The organism is Chloroflexota bacterium, assembly GCA_016887485.1.
In the GTDB taxonomy this organism is placed as follows: Bacteria; Chloroflexota; Anaerolineae; order Anaerolineales; family Anaerolineaceae; genus Brevifilum.
This window is the reverse complement of sequence record CP069394.1, coordinates 1421299-1436797: the sequence shown is the minus strand read 5'-3', so window position 1 is coordinate 1436797 and position 15499 is coordinate 1421299. Positions and strand designations below refer to the sequence as shown.

Annotated in this window: 10 protein-coding genes; 4 read left to right on the top strand and 6 right to left on the bottom strand. The window is 50.3% G+C overall.

The window, feature by feature from the left end:
• Positions 1-4: 4 nt before the first annotated feature.
• Positions 5-1291 (top strand): PTS ascorbate transporter subunit IIC, encoded by a 1287-nt coding sequence (locus JR338_06430; GenBank protein ID QRN82086.1) that lies wholly within the window; start codon positions 5-7, stop codon positions 1289-1291.
• A 79-nt stretch (positions 1292-1370) separates the two neighbouring features.
• Here the strand turns inward: JR338_06430 and JR338_06425 are convergent, their stop codons facing one another.
• Entirely contained in the window at positions 1371-3827 is a 2457-nt protein-coding gene (locus tag JR338_06425; GenBank protein QRN82085.1) for a CoA-disulfide reductase, read from the bottom strand.
• Positions 3828-4047: 220 nt separating this feature from the next.
• Between JR338_06425 and JR338_06420 the strand changes: the two genes are divergently transcribed.
• The 3 genes from JR338_06420 (at position 4048) to JR338_06410 (ending at position 8015) form a co-directional block, all read left to right on the top strand.
• Complete coding sequence (locus tag JR338_06420; GenBank protein QRN82084.1) at positions 4048-5760, top strand: NAD-binding protein; 1713 nt, start codon at positions 4048-4050, stop codon at positions 5758-5760.
• Positions 5761-5905: 145 nt separating this feature from the next.
• A complete protein-coding gene (locus JR338_06415; protein QRN82083.1) occupies positions 5906-6919 on the top strand; it encodes a hypothetical protein in 1014 nt (337 codons plus the stop codon).
• On the top strand, positions 6912-8015 hold the full coding sequence (locus JR338_06410; GenBank protein ID QRN82082.1) for a hypothetical protein: 1104 nt from the start codon (positions 6912-6914) through the stop codon (positions 8013-8015). The genes JR338_06415 and JR338_06410 overlap by 8 nt, the downstream gene beginning before the upstream one ends.
• A gap of 28 nt (positions 8016-8043) precedes the next feature.
• Here the strand turns inward: JR338_06410 and JR338_06405 are convergent, their stop codons facing one another.
• From JR338_06405 to JR338_06385, 5 genes are all read right to left on the bottom strand, one after another.
• On the bottom strand, positions 8044-8667 hold the full coding sequence (locus JR338_06405) for a hypothetical protein (GenBank protein ID QRN82081.1): 624 nt from the start codon (positions 8665-8667) through the stop codon (positions 8044-8046).
• A 368-nt stretch (positions 8668-9035) separates the two neighbouring features.
• A complete protein-coding gene (locus JR338_06400) occupies positions 9036-10574 on the bottom strand; it encodes a TIR domain-containing protein (GenBank protein QRN82080.1) in 1539 nt (512 codons plus the stop codon).
• 41 nt (positions 10575-10615) lie between these two features.
• On the bottom strand, positions 10616-11170 hold the full coding sequence (locus JR338_06395; GenBank protein QRN82079.1) for a hypothetical protein: 555 nt from the start codon (positions 11168-11170) through the stop codon (positions 10616-10618).
• Positions 11171-11172: 2 nt separating this feature from the next.
• Positions 11173-13803, bottom strand: a complete 2631-nt coding sequence (locus tag JR338_06390) for an ATPase (protein ID QRN82078.1) — start codon at positions 13801-13803, stop codon at positions 11173-11175.
• Between the two features lie 704 nt (positions 13804-14507).
• Positions 14508-15134, bottom strand: a complete 627-nt coding sequence (locus JR338_06385; GenBank protein ID QRN82077.1) for a hypothetical protein — start codon at positions 15132-15134, stop codon at positions 14508-14510.
• Positions 15135-15499: the final 365 nt, after the last annotated feature.

The window sequence follows — 15499 nt, the reverse complement described above, 5'->3', positions numbered from 1 at the left end:
CAAAATGGATGTGAGTATCTTCTTTGATATTGTCCCCCAACTCCTGCCCACCTTCATGCTGGGGCTGGTCGCGCTGGTTGGGTTGCTGGTTCAGCGTAAGACCTTCAGCGAAGTCCTGACCGGCGTTATCAAAACAATGGCTGGCACGCTGATCCTGTTCACCGCGGTGGGAGTTTTAAACCAAACCATCACACCGATCGCAACATTGTTTGGCCTGGTCTATGATTATCAGGGGCAGGCCACCGCAGTCGACTGGACGGCCTTCCTGGGGGCCTATGGCGTTCAAATCGTTCTGGTGATGCTGTTGGGTTTCCTCGTGAATCTGGTGCTGGCCCGGATCACCCGCTGGAAGTATGTCTTTCTGACGGGGCATATCATGTTCTGGAATGCTTTTATGGTGGTGGCAGCGCTCACGGATGGCGGCCAGGTGAATGGACTGGCGTTGATTCTGATCGGCGGTCTGGTTCAGGGTGTACTCTCCACGCTCTTCCCGGCCTTGCTTGCGCCATTTATCTTCAAGCTGACCGGGCGCAAGGACTTCACCGTCGGTCACACTACAACCATCCTCGCAGTGATTGGCGCCTTGCTGGGAAAATGGTTTGGCGATCCTGCAAAATCCACCGAGGAGATGGATCTGCCGGAGGGACTGTCCTTTATCAAATCCATGACCGTTTCCACAACGATCATTATGTTTCTGCTCTACTTGGTGATGGGCTTCGTTGTGGGGCTGCCAGCCGCGGCGGGCACGTTCACAGGTGGGGTGGTCTGGCTGTGGTTCCTATGGATCGTGATGCAGGGGATTCTCTTTGGCGGTGGGCTGGTCATTTTATTGACCGGCGTGCGGATGATGCTGGCGGAAATCGTCCCGGCCTTCCATGGCATCGCCCGCAAGATTGTCCCCGATGGTGTGCCGGCTTTGGACTGCCCGATGATTTTCCCTTATGGACAAAACGCTCTGATGATAGGGTTCCCCATTGCGATGGTCGCCTCCCTGGTGACCTTGGTGATCTTTGGAATGGCGGGTTACCCCTACTTGCTGCTGCCCTTGGTTGTAGCGGCTTTCTTTGATGTCGGCCCAGCGGCTGTTTTGGCAAATGCTACCGGTGGACGGCGCGGAGTGGTGATCGCCTCCATCGCGGGTGGTGTCTTGTTGATCGTCTTCCAGGCGCTCTCGCTGCCCTTTGTGATGAACACTGCAGCGGGTTTCGTCAACGCTTTTGGTGGGAATGACTTTTCGATCATTGCGATTGTGGTTGGGGGATTGACCCGACTAATTGGCAGTATTTTCTAGACAGAAAGATAAGTTGAGAAATTAAAAACAGCCCTGCATTTGCAGGGCTGTTCGTTATCTGTTGAAATATGAGCGAGGATTAGATGAAGATCACGCCGTTGGAGTCGTCGGAGTCGGCCAGCATGGATGCCACGCCAACCACTTCGATCCCATCGATCAGTTCTTCCCGCTTGATCCCCATCAGGTCCATGGACATCTGGCAGGCCTGGATCTTGACCCCGTTATCAATGGCGGTCTGCAGCATCACAGGCAGGGAATCGACGTTTTTCTTCTTCATAATGCTCTTGATCATCTCAGTGCCCATCCCGGCCATTCTCATTTGGGAGAGCTGGGCTTTCTTGGTGCCGCGGGGCATCATCCAGCCGAACATCCGCTCGATCAGGTTCTTCTTGACACTGACATGCTCATTCTTACGGAGCAGGTTCAAGCCCCAGAAGGTGAAGAAGATCGAGGCTTTATGACCGGAAGCAACAACGCCATTGGCGATGATGCAGCCAGCCAGCGCCTTATCCAAATCACCTGAGAACATGATCAGAGTCTTGTTCATGCCCATGGCTTTACCGGGTTCAGCGACTTTCGGGGCACCCTTTTGGATCCGGGCTTCAATCACACCGTTGACGGTATCCAGTGAGAGCAGGCGGTTGCCGGTGGAGTTGGCCCAGGCTTCCACGTCGGAGGTGAAGCCGAAATCGGTGGCCTGAACCTTGACGACATCGCCCTCATTGACCTCTTTGATCTTGTTATAGAGCTTCAGGATGGGGCCGGGGCACTGCAGCCCGCAGGCATCCACCGAGAACTCGCTGCCGGAGGTGATGGCCATGGGTGGGATTTCCTTGATCTCTTCCCGGCTGTTGATCGTTACATGCTCAAAGACGTCAAAATTGGACTGGCGTCCAACCGCATGCGAATAGGTCTTATAGCCGCCGGTCAGGTTATAGGCCTCAAAACCAAGCTGGTTGAGGATCCGGGAGGCAAAGTAGGAACGCTGGCCGGTCTGGCAGTAAAGCAGTACGGGACGGTCCTTGGGGATTTCGTTGATCTGCTGGCGAACACTCTGCAGCGGGATGTTGATGGCGCCATCAATCATGCCGAGAGCGAGCTCTTCCGGCAAACGGACATCCACGATGGTGACTTTACTGCGATCCAGTGTTTTCACCTGGTCCCAGGTCATCACACGGGCATCGCCGCGCAGAATGTTGGCAGCAGTGAAGCCGATGATATTTACGGGGTCACGGGAAGAGCTGAAGGGCGGCGCATAGGCCAGTTCAAGTTCTTCGAGGTCGAAAACGGTCATGCCGGCCTGCATGGCTGTGGCGATGACATCAATTCGCTTATCAACGCCATGAATACCTACGACCTGCGCTCCCAGGATCTTACCCTTTTTGTTGAAAAGGAGTTTGAAAGCCATTGGTGAAGCGCCAGGGTAGTAGCCGGCATGGTTGGAGGCATGAATGATGACATTTTGGAAAGGGATCTCCGCCTGTTGGAGGGTCTTGGCGTTCATCCCGACCGAAGCGACCGTCAGGTCAAAGACCTTCACCACGGAAGTGCCGATCACACCGGGGAAGACGGATTTCTTGTTCCCGGCAATGTGATCCGCAGCCACTCGGCCTTCACGGCTGGCAGGGCCTGCCAGGGCGAGGGCGGTTGGGCTGTCGGTCAACCGGCTCATCACCTGAGCCGCATCGCCGACGGCATAGATGTCGGGGTCGGAGGTCTGCATATGTTCGTTGGTTACGACAGTGCCGCGGACACCCAAGTCAAGACCGGCATCCTTCGCCAGTTTGTTCTCCGGGCGGACGCCGATGGAGAGGATCACCATCTCGGTGTCAACCTTGCGGCCGCTGGAGAGTTCAACTTCCATCCAGCCGGCTTTTCCGGTCGCAATGGCTTTCAGTCCATCACCGAGTGCCAGGCGAATCCGCTTGAAGGTCAAATGCTGGTGCACCAGGGCAGCCATTTCATAGTCAATGGGCGCCATAACCTGATCCAGCATTTCAATCAGAGTGACTTCCACGCCACGGTGGACGAGGTTTTCGGCAATTTCCAGGCCGATGAAACCGCCGCCGACCACAACGGCGCGGGCGGGTTTTTTCTCATCAACGAAGGTCTTGATCTTATCCATATCAGGCAGGTTACGCAAACTGAAAACACCGGGCAAATCCACACCGGGCAGCGGCGGCACGATGGGGCCGGCGCCGGGGGAGAGCACGAGTTTATCGTAGGTCTCTTCATAGGTCGTGTTGGTTTCAAGGTTGCGAACCTTCACGGATTTCTTCTTGCGATCAATGCTGACAACTTCATTGAGAACCCGGGAATCGATGTTCATCATCGCCTTGAGTTTTTCGGGCGTCACAACCAGCAATTTGTCGCGTTCCGAAATAACCTCACCGATATAATATGGGAGGCCACAGTTGGCAAATGAGATATAGGGTCCTCGTTCGAGGATGATGATCTCAGCCTTTTCGTCCATCCGGCGTAACCGTGCAGCTGTGCTGGCCCCACCGGCCACGCCCCCAATAATAATGGTCTTCATAAAAACACTCCTTAAATCAAAAGGTTGGGGTAATAAAAACCAACCCCACATTTGTGATAAATTTCACCCGAATTATACCATTCTATGCATTAAAGGGAGAGAATAGATTCAAATTGGGAGGGTTAACAACTGTTTTTTGATACATAAATATTGAGTTAAAAAGTATGGATATGTTACACTAACAACAGAACCAAAAGTTACCACTCGAAATGGGTATCAGATGAATATTCAGCGGATAACGGTCAAGCGAATTTGGGCGAAGTTCAAATGGGGTATCCTGGCTGTTTTATGGGCTGCCAGCTTCCTGTTGGGATATTGGGGGTTTGAAAGGTATGCCTTTGCCAACCAATTTGATCAATCTTCCACCGAGATCCTCTATCGCACGCTTCAATTGATCAGCATGAACTCCGGTGCCGTGGATGGCGTGAACAATTGGATGTTGGAAGGGGCCCGCTTTGCCCTGCCAGGTTTGACCGCTATCACGGCCTTGGAAGCCTTGGCGACCATCTTCCGGGAGCAGACCGTTTGGCTGCGGCTGTGGCGTAAGAAGGGACATATCGTCGTCTGTGGTCTTGGCCGCAAGGGACGTTTTCTGGTGGATGACCTGCTTGCCAGCGGCTATCAGGTGGTGGTCATCGAGCAGCAGGTTACCCCGGTGATCGTGGAGGAATATCAGCGCAGAGGGGCGATCATCCTGGAGGGTGATGCGACTGACCCGGAGATGTTGGAAAATGCACGTATCAACCGGGCAAAGACTCTCATTTGCCTATTGGGGGATGATTCCCAAAACCTGCAAGTGGCTTTCCTGGCGGCCCATCTCATCCGGAGAGAACCCCAGGATAAACTGACCTGTCTGGTGCATTTTGTCTCCCGTGATCTGATGGAAGTGGTCCGGGCGAGCGAACAATCCCTGGCTGCAGAGTCCAATGTGGTGTGGGAGGTATTCAACACCTATGATCGGGCAGCCCAGCAATTAATTCAGGAAGATTCCATATTAGCAGATGAATCCAATAGCAAACCGATGAGCTTTTTGGTCTGCGGCCTGGGTGGCTTTGGTAAAGGCCTCATCCGACAGATGGCCTACACTCTTTATCGGAGGAAATTCACGGGCAAGGTCAATATGATCGTTTTGGATCAGGAAGCGGATGCCCGACTGGCCGAATTGCGTGCCCATTGCCCCAAGGTTGACACGATTTTCCAGTTTCAACCGGTCAATATTGATTTGAGCTGCAATTCGGATTTGAGAAGCCAGTTAACTACCTTATTGAAGAGGAAAAAGCTTGAGGAAGTCTTCATCTGTCTGGGAAATCCGGTTTTAAGTGTACAGGTATTCCTGGTGATCAGGCAGATCCTTTCAAATAAGGACATTCCGATCAGAACCCGGATTGAACAGGGTTCAGGCATGACCTATCTGTTGGAAAATCATCAGGATGGTCATTTCTTCGATATTTACCAGCAGACCTGCACGCACGAGTTAGTCATTGGCGGTACCCATGAACTGGTGGCCCGGCAGTTGCGGGAGTATTATCTCAAAGGGCTGGATACCGCAGATGCAAAGCGGCAGTTGGCGACCCCCTGGGAGAAAATTGAAGAGGACGAGAAGCAAGCCAATCGGGCCCAAGCCAGCCGGATTTACCGGATATTGAGCGAAAATGGCTATCAGGTCTCGCCCCTGATCGATTGGGATGCTGCGGATAGGGAATTTGACCATCAGGATGTGGAACTGATGGGTAAAATGGAGCACCAACTCTGGTGCGATTGGAAGCGTGACCAGGGCTGGCAGCATGGCGAGGTCCAGGACAGCGGCCAAAAAACCAATCCGGATCTTATCCCTTGGGAGGACCTGCTACCGGAGGAGCGCGAGAAGAACCGCCATTTCATCCGCTGCCTGCCTGAATTGTTGGCTGAAATTGGCCTTCAAATTGATAATTAGTCTTTAGCTCAAATTGATTTGAAAACACCCCAGATTATCACTGGTGTGAGATAACCCCGAACTTTATAATTAAATTTAAGAAATCAAATAACTGACAAGTTTCGCAGACCTTAGGTCAACACCTTCTGAGAAGGGAGTAGAGGCTATGGACAGGAAATTCCAATTGTCGCTGCAGCAAATCACCCGCTTACGGCAGGAATTGGCGGCTCTCGACGAAAAGAGCATGCAAAGCCCGGCAGCGGAACAAACCCAGTTCTCCCAGCGGATAGTCGATATTTGTCTGGAAATTGAAGCGATCGAAAGCCAAATCAGGGTGGAAAATCAAAATTCGGCGGCTTTGATCAATGATCTGCGTCAAAAGATTGTCACCTCCCTGGAGCAGTTCAATCAGTGGCAGAAAGCCATGCGGGAAATGGAAAAGCTGTTCCTGGTCAATTTCGTCCGACCAGGTTTCATCCTCAAGCAAGCGGTTCGGCAAAGGGCATACCTTGAGGCGGCCTTGATCCGGCTGCGATCCCGGATCATCAATCACGAATTTCAATCCCTCAGCGATTTGGATAATGAAATCCGAAATGTCCTCAGCCATTCAGAGCACGGTTTTGTGGCTGACCAGCGCAGCTTTGAAGATGAGGAAGTCCAGACGGAGAGCTTCTGGAAAATGATCCAGCAACTTGATCCGCAGCCACTGGTGGAAGGGGTCAGTGAGGACCAGATTGAACGGGAATTCCGAAAGATCGTCCTGCCGGCCGTTCACCCGGATACCTCCGACACGCCGGTTGATACCTTCCTGACCGTGAAGACGGTTTATGAGCAAAACGACACTCTCCTGATGGAGGCCTATGTGGCGAAATATCGGGGTGAGACTACTCTGGATGAAGGCGCTGACCTTCGGGAGACACGCGAAATGCTGGAAGAACAGGAGCGCCAATATCAAAGCCTGGCGGAGCGGTTGGACCGCAGGCTCAATGCCCTGAAGAAGGAATTGACCACCGCTGAATTAGAAGACCCGGAGAAAGTGAAGGGACTTCTCCATGAGCAGCGGGATGAAATCAAGAAGCTGATCCAGGCAGAGACTGAGAAGATCTTTGATTTACGCAGTCGGATTATGGATCTCATCAAGCTCTACCAGGATCTTTCCAAAGGAGAAACCGATGCCTGAAAACGGACTGATGAGGTCATCTAATGCCTGGGAGAATAAGAGTGATTTGAGGGCTCTCTTCAAGCAGTATTTGGAAAAGGGAGAAGCACCGGAGAAAATCCAGTGGGATTCGATCACGGTCAGGGATGGGCTGCCGAATAATTGGATATATGACCTCTATCAGGCTGCGGATGGAAAGATCTACGCGGGAACCTGGGGCGGGGGTTTGGGTGTGTTTGCCGGCGGCGAATGGCGAACGTTCACAAAACGAGACGGCCTGGCCAGCAACGCTGTGACCTGCATTCAGCAGGGGCCCGATGGCAGGCTCTGGCTGGCAACCGATAATGGCTTGAATGTGTTGGAAGGTGGGAAAATTCTGGATGGTGGTCTTTACGGTAAGAGCTTGCTCAATTTGACATTTGACCGCAAAGGCAACCTTTGGGCAGGCTGTTGGCGGGCGGCATCTTCCGGTGGCGGACTTTTTCGCTATGATGGCAGAAAATGGCAGTCCTTCACAACCCGTGATGGGCTTCCCGGGCAGGAGATATTAAAAGTTTTCGAGGACTCACAGGGGCGAATTTGGGTAGGGACTTATGAGCATGGCATGGGTGCGGGTGTGGGCTGGACGGATGGGAGAAACTGGCATAACACCACCCGCGCGGACGGTCTGGCCGATAATTGTGTCTATTCCATGTTTGAAGACCCTTCCGGAAATATGTGGTTTGGCACGATCAAAGGCATCAGCATCCTTGAAGGACATAAATGGCACTATCTCACCTCAAGGGATGGTCTGGTTGATAACCGCATCTACTGTATGTGGATTGATTCGCAGAAGAAAATGTGGTTTGGCACTGAGAAGGGCATCAGTCGCTTTGACGGCACGAATTGGACATCATATAAGAAGAAGGATGGCCTGGTGGAAGATCTGGTGCGGACAATCCTGGAAACTCAGGAGCATGACCTTTGGTTTGGGACCTATCCTTATGAGCAGGGGAAGGGGGGCATCAGTATTGCCCGTTTTGATTCGGTGAAAAGCCTCAAGGATACGGTGCTGGACCTGCTGCCTGATCCTGGCCGCTACCCGCGCTTGGACGCTGGGGATCAGGATGATCACTAGCGAGAAAAAACTTGATTATCTGTAAATCTCAGTTTTGCTCGTTTATATATTCTTCCAGTTCATCCGGCAGGGGATAGTTGCTCAGAAGGGTCATGGCCATCCGTTTGCCCTTATACCAAAACAGCTCGCCATAGTCGACTTCCTGATCGAAAATACCATAGAGCCCACCGTTGTTTTCCAGAAGAGAGATAAATTTCTCCCGGATGGAAGTGGAGTCATAAAACAGCATGCTCATCCTGGTGCCGGTTGTTCCGAATTCGAACAGGACGATATCCGCTGGGTTATCAAATGCCCAATGGGAGCTGATATCCGCATAAACGGTCAGATAGATAAACCCAATACCCCACTGCCGGATATCACCATCCGGTGGGCTGCGGTCACTCAAATCATCCCCACGACCGATCATATAATCCAAAATCGCTTCATCCTCATCAAAGATCTGTGATAAGGCAAACTCAAATTCCGGTTCGTTATAACTCACCGGCGACTTGGACATGTAGGAGCCTTCAAAGGGCAGAGTCAGTACATGATCGGGGAAGGTGATCTGGGTTTCACAAGCCCCTGCCAAATCCGAGAATTCAGCCAATGCCTGCAGGACATCCCAGATCCTATCCTTCTTGAAATAGAGCAGGTAGTTGAAGTTCAGGCCCATTTGTACCTCCTGTGCAAACGAAGGTGAATTATCGAAGGGTGTTGATGAAATTCTGTGCAATTTCTGGAAATTTACCCAGGTTGAACTCGCGGCAATCTGAGAATTGTACGAGCCGAATATAAGTGGGCAGGATGGCGGAATAGAGATAGACCGGTAATAAAACAGGGTCGTCTGACTCTCTATGTCGGCAAAGGGCAATGTTGAATTCCTCAAGGCACACTTTGGAGTCCAGATAAGAAGGGGAATAAAAGGTGAACACCTTATTGCAATCGTCGATCGGTCTCACGACCTGATCCGTGGCCGTTTTATCTCTGGTTGAATAGCACACATACACGGCGCGATCCATATTTGCCTCGCAATGAATCGGATTAGGGGGTCAGTCGCAGAACGGCAAGTCCCCAGGGTTTGTCCGTTACAAAAACGGCGTCTCCCCAGGCTTGGATATCTGAAGCCTGATGCAGGTCAGTGTAGGTTGCAATGATAGCCAGCTTGGCCGGGTCGGTGATATCAATAGCATAAACACCGCTTTCCACGACATCATAACCATCCATGACGATGTAGGTAAGGAATAGCGTGTCTTCGGTGGCCGAGGATTCCATGACGTATCCGTCGGTTTCTAGGGTATCCATCATGATCGGTCGGCTGGGGTCCGAGACGTCCAGCGCTAGAAGGCCGGTATCGCCCAGGGATAAGAAAAGGTTGTCACCGGAAAGGGACATGCCCACGATCCAATTGGGCGTGTCATAGCCGCCAATGAGCTCAGGGCTGCTCGGATCGCTGATATTAAAAACATAGAGTCCTTCCCAACCGGCACCGATATAAGCGATATCGCCATCCAGCACAACGGTGCAGGTCACGCCTGAATTAGTCGGTGGCTCCCAGCTCCAAAGTTCATTGGCATTGCCCGGGTCTGTCAGGTCAATAATGCCCCAGTAATTATGACCGGTGATATGTACCAGGTCATTTTGGACGGCCAGGTGAGATAAATTCCAGGGGAGATCACTATTTTGGTTGGAATAGGTGAAGGATGTGTTGTTATTGAAGTCGATCACCAGAAACTCTTTGGAGTCCTCGCCGATGATGATATAGGCTACGCCATTTTCAACGGCCACTTCCAGCGCGCCATAGGCGCTATAGACATCCAGAGGCATGGGATTGGTGGGATTGCTGACATTTATTCGCATCAGGTTGTCCGCGCCATTCGCCAGGTAGAGCGTGTTATCCTCAATGTACAGGCCCTCAGCGGCATGAGATGTCCGATATTCACCGATCAGCTCGAAGCTGGACACTGAGGCAGTGGTTACCGTGGGCTCAATGGCGGATACAATGGATGAGGTAGGTGTGGTGCCAGGACTGTCAGGTACTCTATTCTGAACCGGATTGAGTGCTCTGTAGACCAGGAAGCCCAAAATGGAAAACACCAGAACGGCAGCCATCCCGATCATATAAGGCAGCCACTTCTTCTTTTTTGGGCCGGATTGGAAAGGTTTGTCAGGAGGCTGCTCGCCGGATAGAAACGCTGAAACGGTCCGGACGAGTTTATTAATGTGCTTTTCCAGCGGGGGTGTGAGCGCATCCAGCCAATGTTCGGCGGAAAGAAAATACGCCATTGCGCCTGTCGGGTCAATATTTTCGATCCGGAATGGGATGATAATCACTTCTTTGGCGGTTGCCCGTTCCACTTCACGAAGGACCTGGCGGGAGTGGTTAGAATTGTCGGAGAGTACCATCACCATGATTTGAGAGGCTTCAATGGCATCCACAATAGCCTCGCCCCAGGTCTGCCCAGGGGTGACATCCCGAGGCGCGATCCAGCAGCGGATGCCCTCGCCTTCAAGGCTGGCCACTATTGCGTTGGCGACAGCCTGATCTGTGTGTGAATAGCTGATGAAAACATCATGGGTCATGAATTAACTCTCCAAGTAATATGTTGATTTTTTCTGCTGGGCTATAGCCCTTCAAAGCTGACCTGGCCCTGCTCGTGGCCAAGGCTCGTTGGCTTGTCGGTCCCCGGTCGGCGGTTGCCGGCATGGATCCAAACCAGTGAAATGCCCCTCTCGCGTGCCAGGGCAACGATATTTTCTGTGCCACCAATACCCTGAGCCGGCTCTCCATCCCAGATGGCGATGATCACATCGCTCATCTCAAGCATCACCTGTCCGGCTTGCAGGTAAGCATCCGGCAGGTCTTTTGCTTCAGGTGGGGACATGATTTCATCAGCAGCGGAAAGGAGCTGGTTGAAAGTCGCCAGCGCATCCTGGTTGGTAAATTGGGATTGGTAGATCGGGGTTGGCAAGGGCAGGGGGACGATCAGGCTGCAATCCGGCCACCGTGTCAATGCGCGTTCAGCGACCAATTGATCTGTTCCTTCAGCGAGCGAAGAGACAATAGCGAATGGCGCAGGCAGGCATTCTTCAATTTTAATTAAACCGATATCAATCGCTTGATTTAGTTTTCCTATTTCTGCCAGGATTCTGTGTCCTGTAACACCAATCCGGGTCAAGATTAAGCCTTCTCGTCCTGTTTCACTTTATTCATTGTATAGCCTGCTTCGGCCAGGATTTTCGGAATCGCCCGGATGAACTCGATGTCCTTTTCCTGCTCTTCCGGGCTGAGTTCTTCCCAGGGGACCATCGAGGCATGGATTTTATTTTCTTTATCGGTAACAGGGCCAACTTCCCAGCCCATCTCCAGTTTATTGTTCCACCATCTGTTATGTTCGATCATTGCCAGGGCAATGGCATCCTGATCTTGCTGTGGGAAGTGGAAGATTGGCTGGTTGCTTCTGGAGGGGATCATCACGTAACCGATGGATGCTAATTTATTGGGAATATCTTTGATGGCATTGCGATTTTGTTCCTTTTCGTCCTCCGGCAGGTCGTCCCAATCTTTCTTACTGCTGTCCTGGGCCGAACCGGTGGATTTCCCGGTCATCATCCGTTGATAGATCGTGTGATTTGCCTGGGCGAGTTTTTCCAGCAGCTCACCTTGCAGCTTCATGGTCTGCACAAGTGAGAGGAATTCGACCGAATCAACATGCAGGTTCAATTGGTCGCTGGGGGGCAGGCAGGACCTCTCATAGGCATGCTTGTCGCTAAGCGAACTCATTGTGATGATCGATTCCATTGACCGGATGCCGTGTTTGTACCTATCTACCTCAAGGAAAGCTTTGAGTACGCCGCCGTCAATATTTAGAACCTTTATGCCGTTAATTTTGGTGAAAAGATTCTTCGCGGATCTTTCAAGTAGTGACCGCAATAAGATGGCCCGGCGGATGATGTAATAGGGATCTGACTCCATTGTGTTCTCTGGCGGGTTTGGCCCCATGATATTCACGAAGCCCTTCAACCGGCTGACAAAGTCAGGCACTTTGGCGGCCCGATACTTTTCATCAGATAATTTCTTGCCGAATTCATCAATTCGGTGACTCGTTCCGCCAGCAAAGACGAATATTGAACGTCCAATTGGATGAACGATCTGCTCCTGACGGAAGGAACCATCCTGCATGGGGGAGAGGAAAAAGCGCAGCCATCCCAGATCCTGGTCGTTCAACCGGGAATCGAATTCATCCCAAAAGACCAGCGGGATTTTACCGGACAGTACCACATCACGCACGCGATGAAGAGCATCAATGATCTCTTCCGGTCCGGAGAACTGGGAGAGGTTAAATTCCAACACCTCTACCTGGCCCTCTGCCAGTGATTGAGCCACCTGGGTGATGCCAAAGGATTTACCGGAACCTGGGGCGCCAAATACCGCAATCGAAAGTGGTTTCTTCTGGTTCCCTTTCTTCAGATATTCGCTGGCCAGGTTGTGGATACTGCGAAAACTCTCAATTTCCTGCCGGTCCACGGATAACAGGTGTCCAAATCTCCCCAGAGGGACATTTTTCAAGGTTGGCTCAATGCCATTCAGAACAATCTTTTCCGCAATTTGATGCAGATTTTCAAGATATTGATCTTCGAGAATTGTCCACCAGCCATTGCGCCTCTCTTCATCCGATAGGCTTGCCTTTTGGTCATAGACAAACACTGGATTTTGGATCTTGACCTTGGCAAAGGATGCAGAGGGCTCAGTGATATGCCTGGCAATGGATTCTATTGGGAATTGAAGTTTTTCAGGATTATCCTGATTGAGCTGATATCCTTCCAGGTGCAGGAGCCGAATGGCTGAAAGCCCGGATTGGATGCCCTGGGAAAGATCAGGATTTTTCGGGTCTTTGATGAGCTGATGCGCAAGGCTGCTGGTCAGGCAGGTTGTGTAGCCTATAACCTCACCGCTGTGTTTTTCCCGCCAACTGCCTTCAATGATATCCGGGTCGAAATATAAGAAACCTTCGGGCACAGGGCTGAGCTGTCCTGCTTTTCTGTGGGTCAGATGGACGGCACCGGCGGGGTTGAAAGAGACGATGACATCTGAACAGGTTCCCAGGCTGTTGATCGTTGGGTTATAAACCAATTCCCACACAATATCCTGTGCGGTCCGCTCCCAGGACAGGCCCTGGCTGATATGGACTTCACTCTTTCGGAGGTCTTGAACGGGAATGACAACTACCAGTTTCTCGGCGTAGTTGTCGCGGAGATGTTCCCAAAGGGGTCCTTGGGCGATAGGACAAGCCATCTTGTAGATGATCCAATCCAGATCAGCCCCATTTTTAATGGCATCAGGCCAGAATTCTGGGTGATCGCGGAATCCCAGGTTGGCATCGTCAATCACGAGGACATTGGGCGTTTCGGTGGTTGAGATGGGGAAGGGCGCTATTCCATCCTTCACATAACTCTCGACCGGGTCTAACCCGAGGAACTGTGACACCCGCCAGACGGATTGTTTTCCCTCTGAGAATTTCGACCAAAGAGCATAGGAGTTATGAAACTGGTCCTGACAGGGGTGAAAAGGCTGCTTGGAGATATTGGGCGTTAGGAATGTTGTTGATTGGAGTTGGGGATCCAAAGCTGTGGACTGTTTAATTAGATCAGCCAGCAGCCCGGCCCCGCCGATTTGAGAGCAGGCCCTGGTCCACATATTTCTGTTCCAGCCGATACTGTCCCCCTGATTTTGTGCCTGATTGATGATATGCCAATCCAAAGCCAAATCGCCAGTGATTAAAACGCAATTACCAGAAGAAGGAGCAGTCATAAGACCTCGCTTATTTTGAATAGAAATGGTTATAAGTACTGGTAAGATGCTGGAAGGTTTTTTCTCTACGAATAATGATAATTCTAACATACCCTTCTGAACAACCTATATAGATAAACAGAAACTTCAGGGTTATTCGATAGTTTCCATATTACCGATTGTCCAGCCCTTTCAATCTGCATCACGTATCTGCTTTTTTGCATGGACGTGATCCAAACACTGATATAGGCTTTCATATGTAAGGCTTTGTCAGTGACACAAGGCATACTTATTTGCTACTTGGTGATCAATCCCATTTTCAAGAAAATTTACATTGCTGGATTGAAAAGTTGCGACATTCGCGTATTGAGTTCCTCAACCTTGGAGATGATTTTTAGAAAATTATCCATATCCCATGCTCATCTACCAATGAGCAGGCCATCAACTTGCGGTTGTGAGATTAGGTCAATCGCGTTGTTTTTTTGACGCTACCGTCTTTAATCACTGGAGTGCCTGCGAGGATATTTGCATTTGGTTTCTGATAATGATGATAAAACGAAAGAGTAGATTTCCGATGAGGTGAAAATCGGTTCAGACTTGGGTCAAGGCTGTGAATGAATTTGAGCTTTATTTCACCCGGAAAACCAAGAAGAAAAAACTAGTTTTGGGTTTTACCAACCCAACCTTCGCAAAAGAATTTAAGCGGATCAATCAAGGGAAATTCACTAAGAAGCCTTAGCGCCTTCCTGGGAAATGATTTCCATCATTTCGATCATCTCTTTATTATATCGTTCTCCTAAAGGCCGACCGAAAACCGCAGCTTTTTCCAGGTATCCCCTTGCTGCCTGATACTCATGATGTTTGAATGCTATTTTTCCCAATAAATAGTAAGAATATGATTGATCAATAACGGAATTATTGCTTATAGTGAGCAGGCAATCTTTTGCGTAATCTTCATCAACCCATTGTTCTCCTCCCGGAGTTATATAGATTGATATGATTTGGTCTGCCGCAAAAGTGTTGTGCGGATTTATGCTCAGGACCTCTTTATAAAGTCTTGCGGAATTTTCGTAATCAGCCTCAAACCAATGGTAAAAAGCCAAAGATGTAATGTATTCTTCCCGGGGATCAATGGAAATTGCTTTATGGATCCATTTATATGCAGAGGTAAAGTCCGAAATCAGAATATAGCATGATGAAATGGCACTTGCAACCAATGCAGACTCTGTGCACTTGAATAAGGGTTGATATATTTTCAAAGCTTCAGGAAAGTTGCCCTTTCCCATAAAATCCCTGGCTTGTAATAGTTTTGCGAAGTTCTTTTTTGAGGATAGCGATTGTTTTTTAAACATGTTGCGTAGCCTTCTTAATGTCAAGGGTATAATTCTACTGGCTAACTTGTTTTGGAGTTCAAAATGGCCTCCCGTTTGAAACATTAATTATAAACCCTTTAAAGGTCCTGATCCGGACAGGGGGAGGGGAAGTCTTTCTGTGGTCCGGTATAACTCCGCTGAAAAAATCCAATCTGTATAATCCATAAAATTATTCGAGCTGAAAATCAAGCAGTTAATAAATATTTATATTATGGCCTCTGTTATTTCGATTGACGCCGATGCTGCGACCTCATAAAATATCTAATGAGAAGTATAACGTCACAGTACATTAATAGCCTGGGAGCTGGATTTTCACTTGACGGATGAGCCAACCAGGATAAATG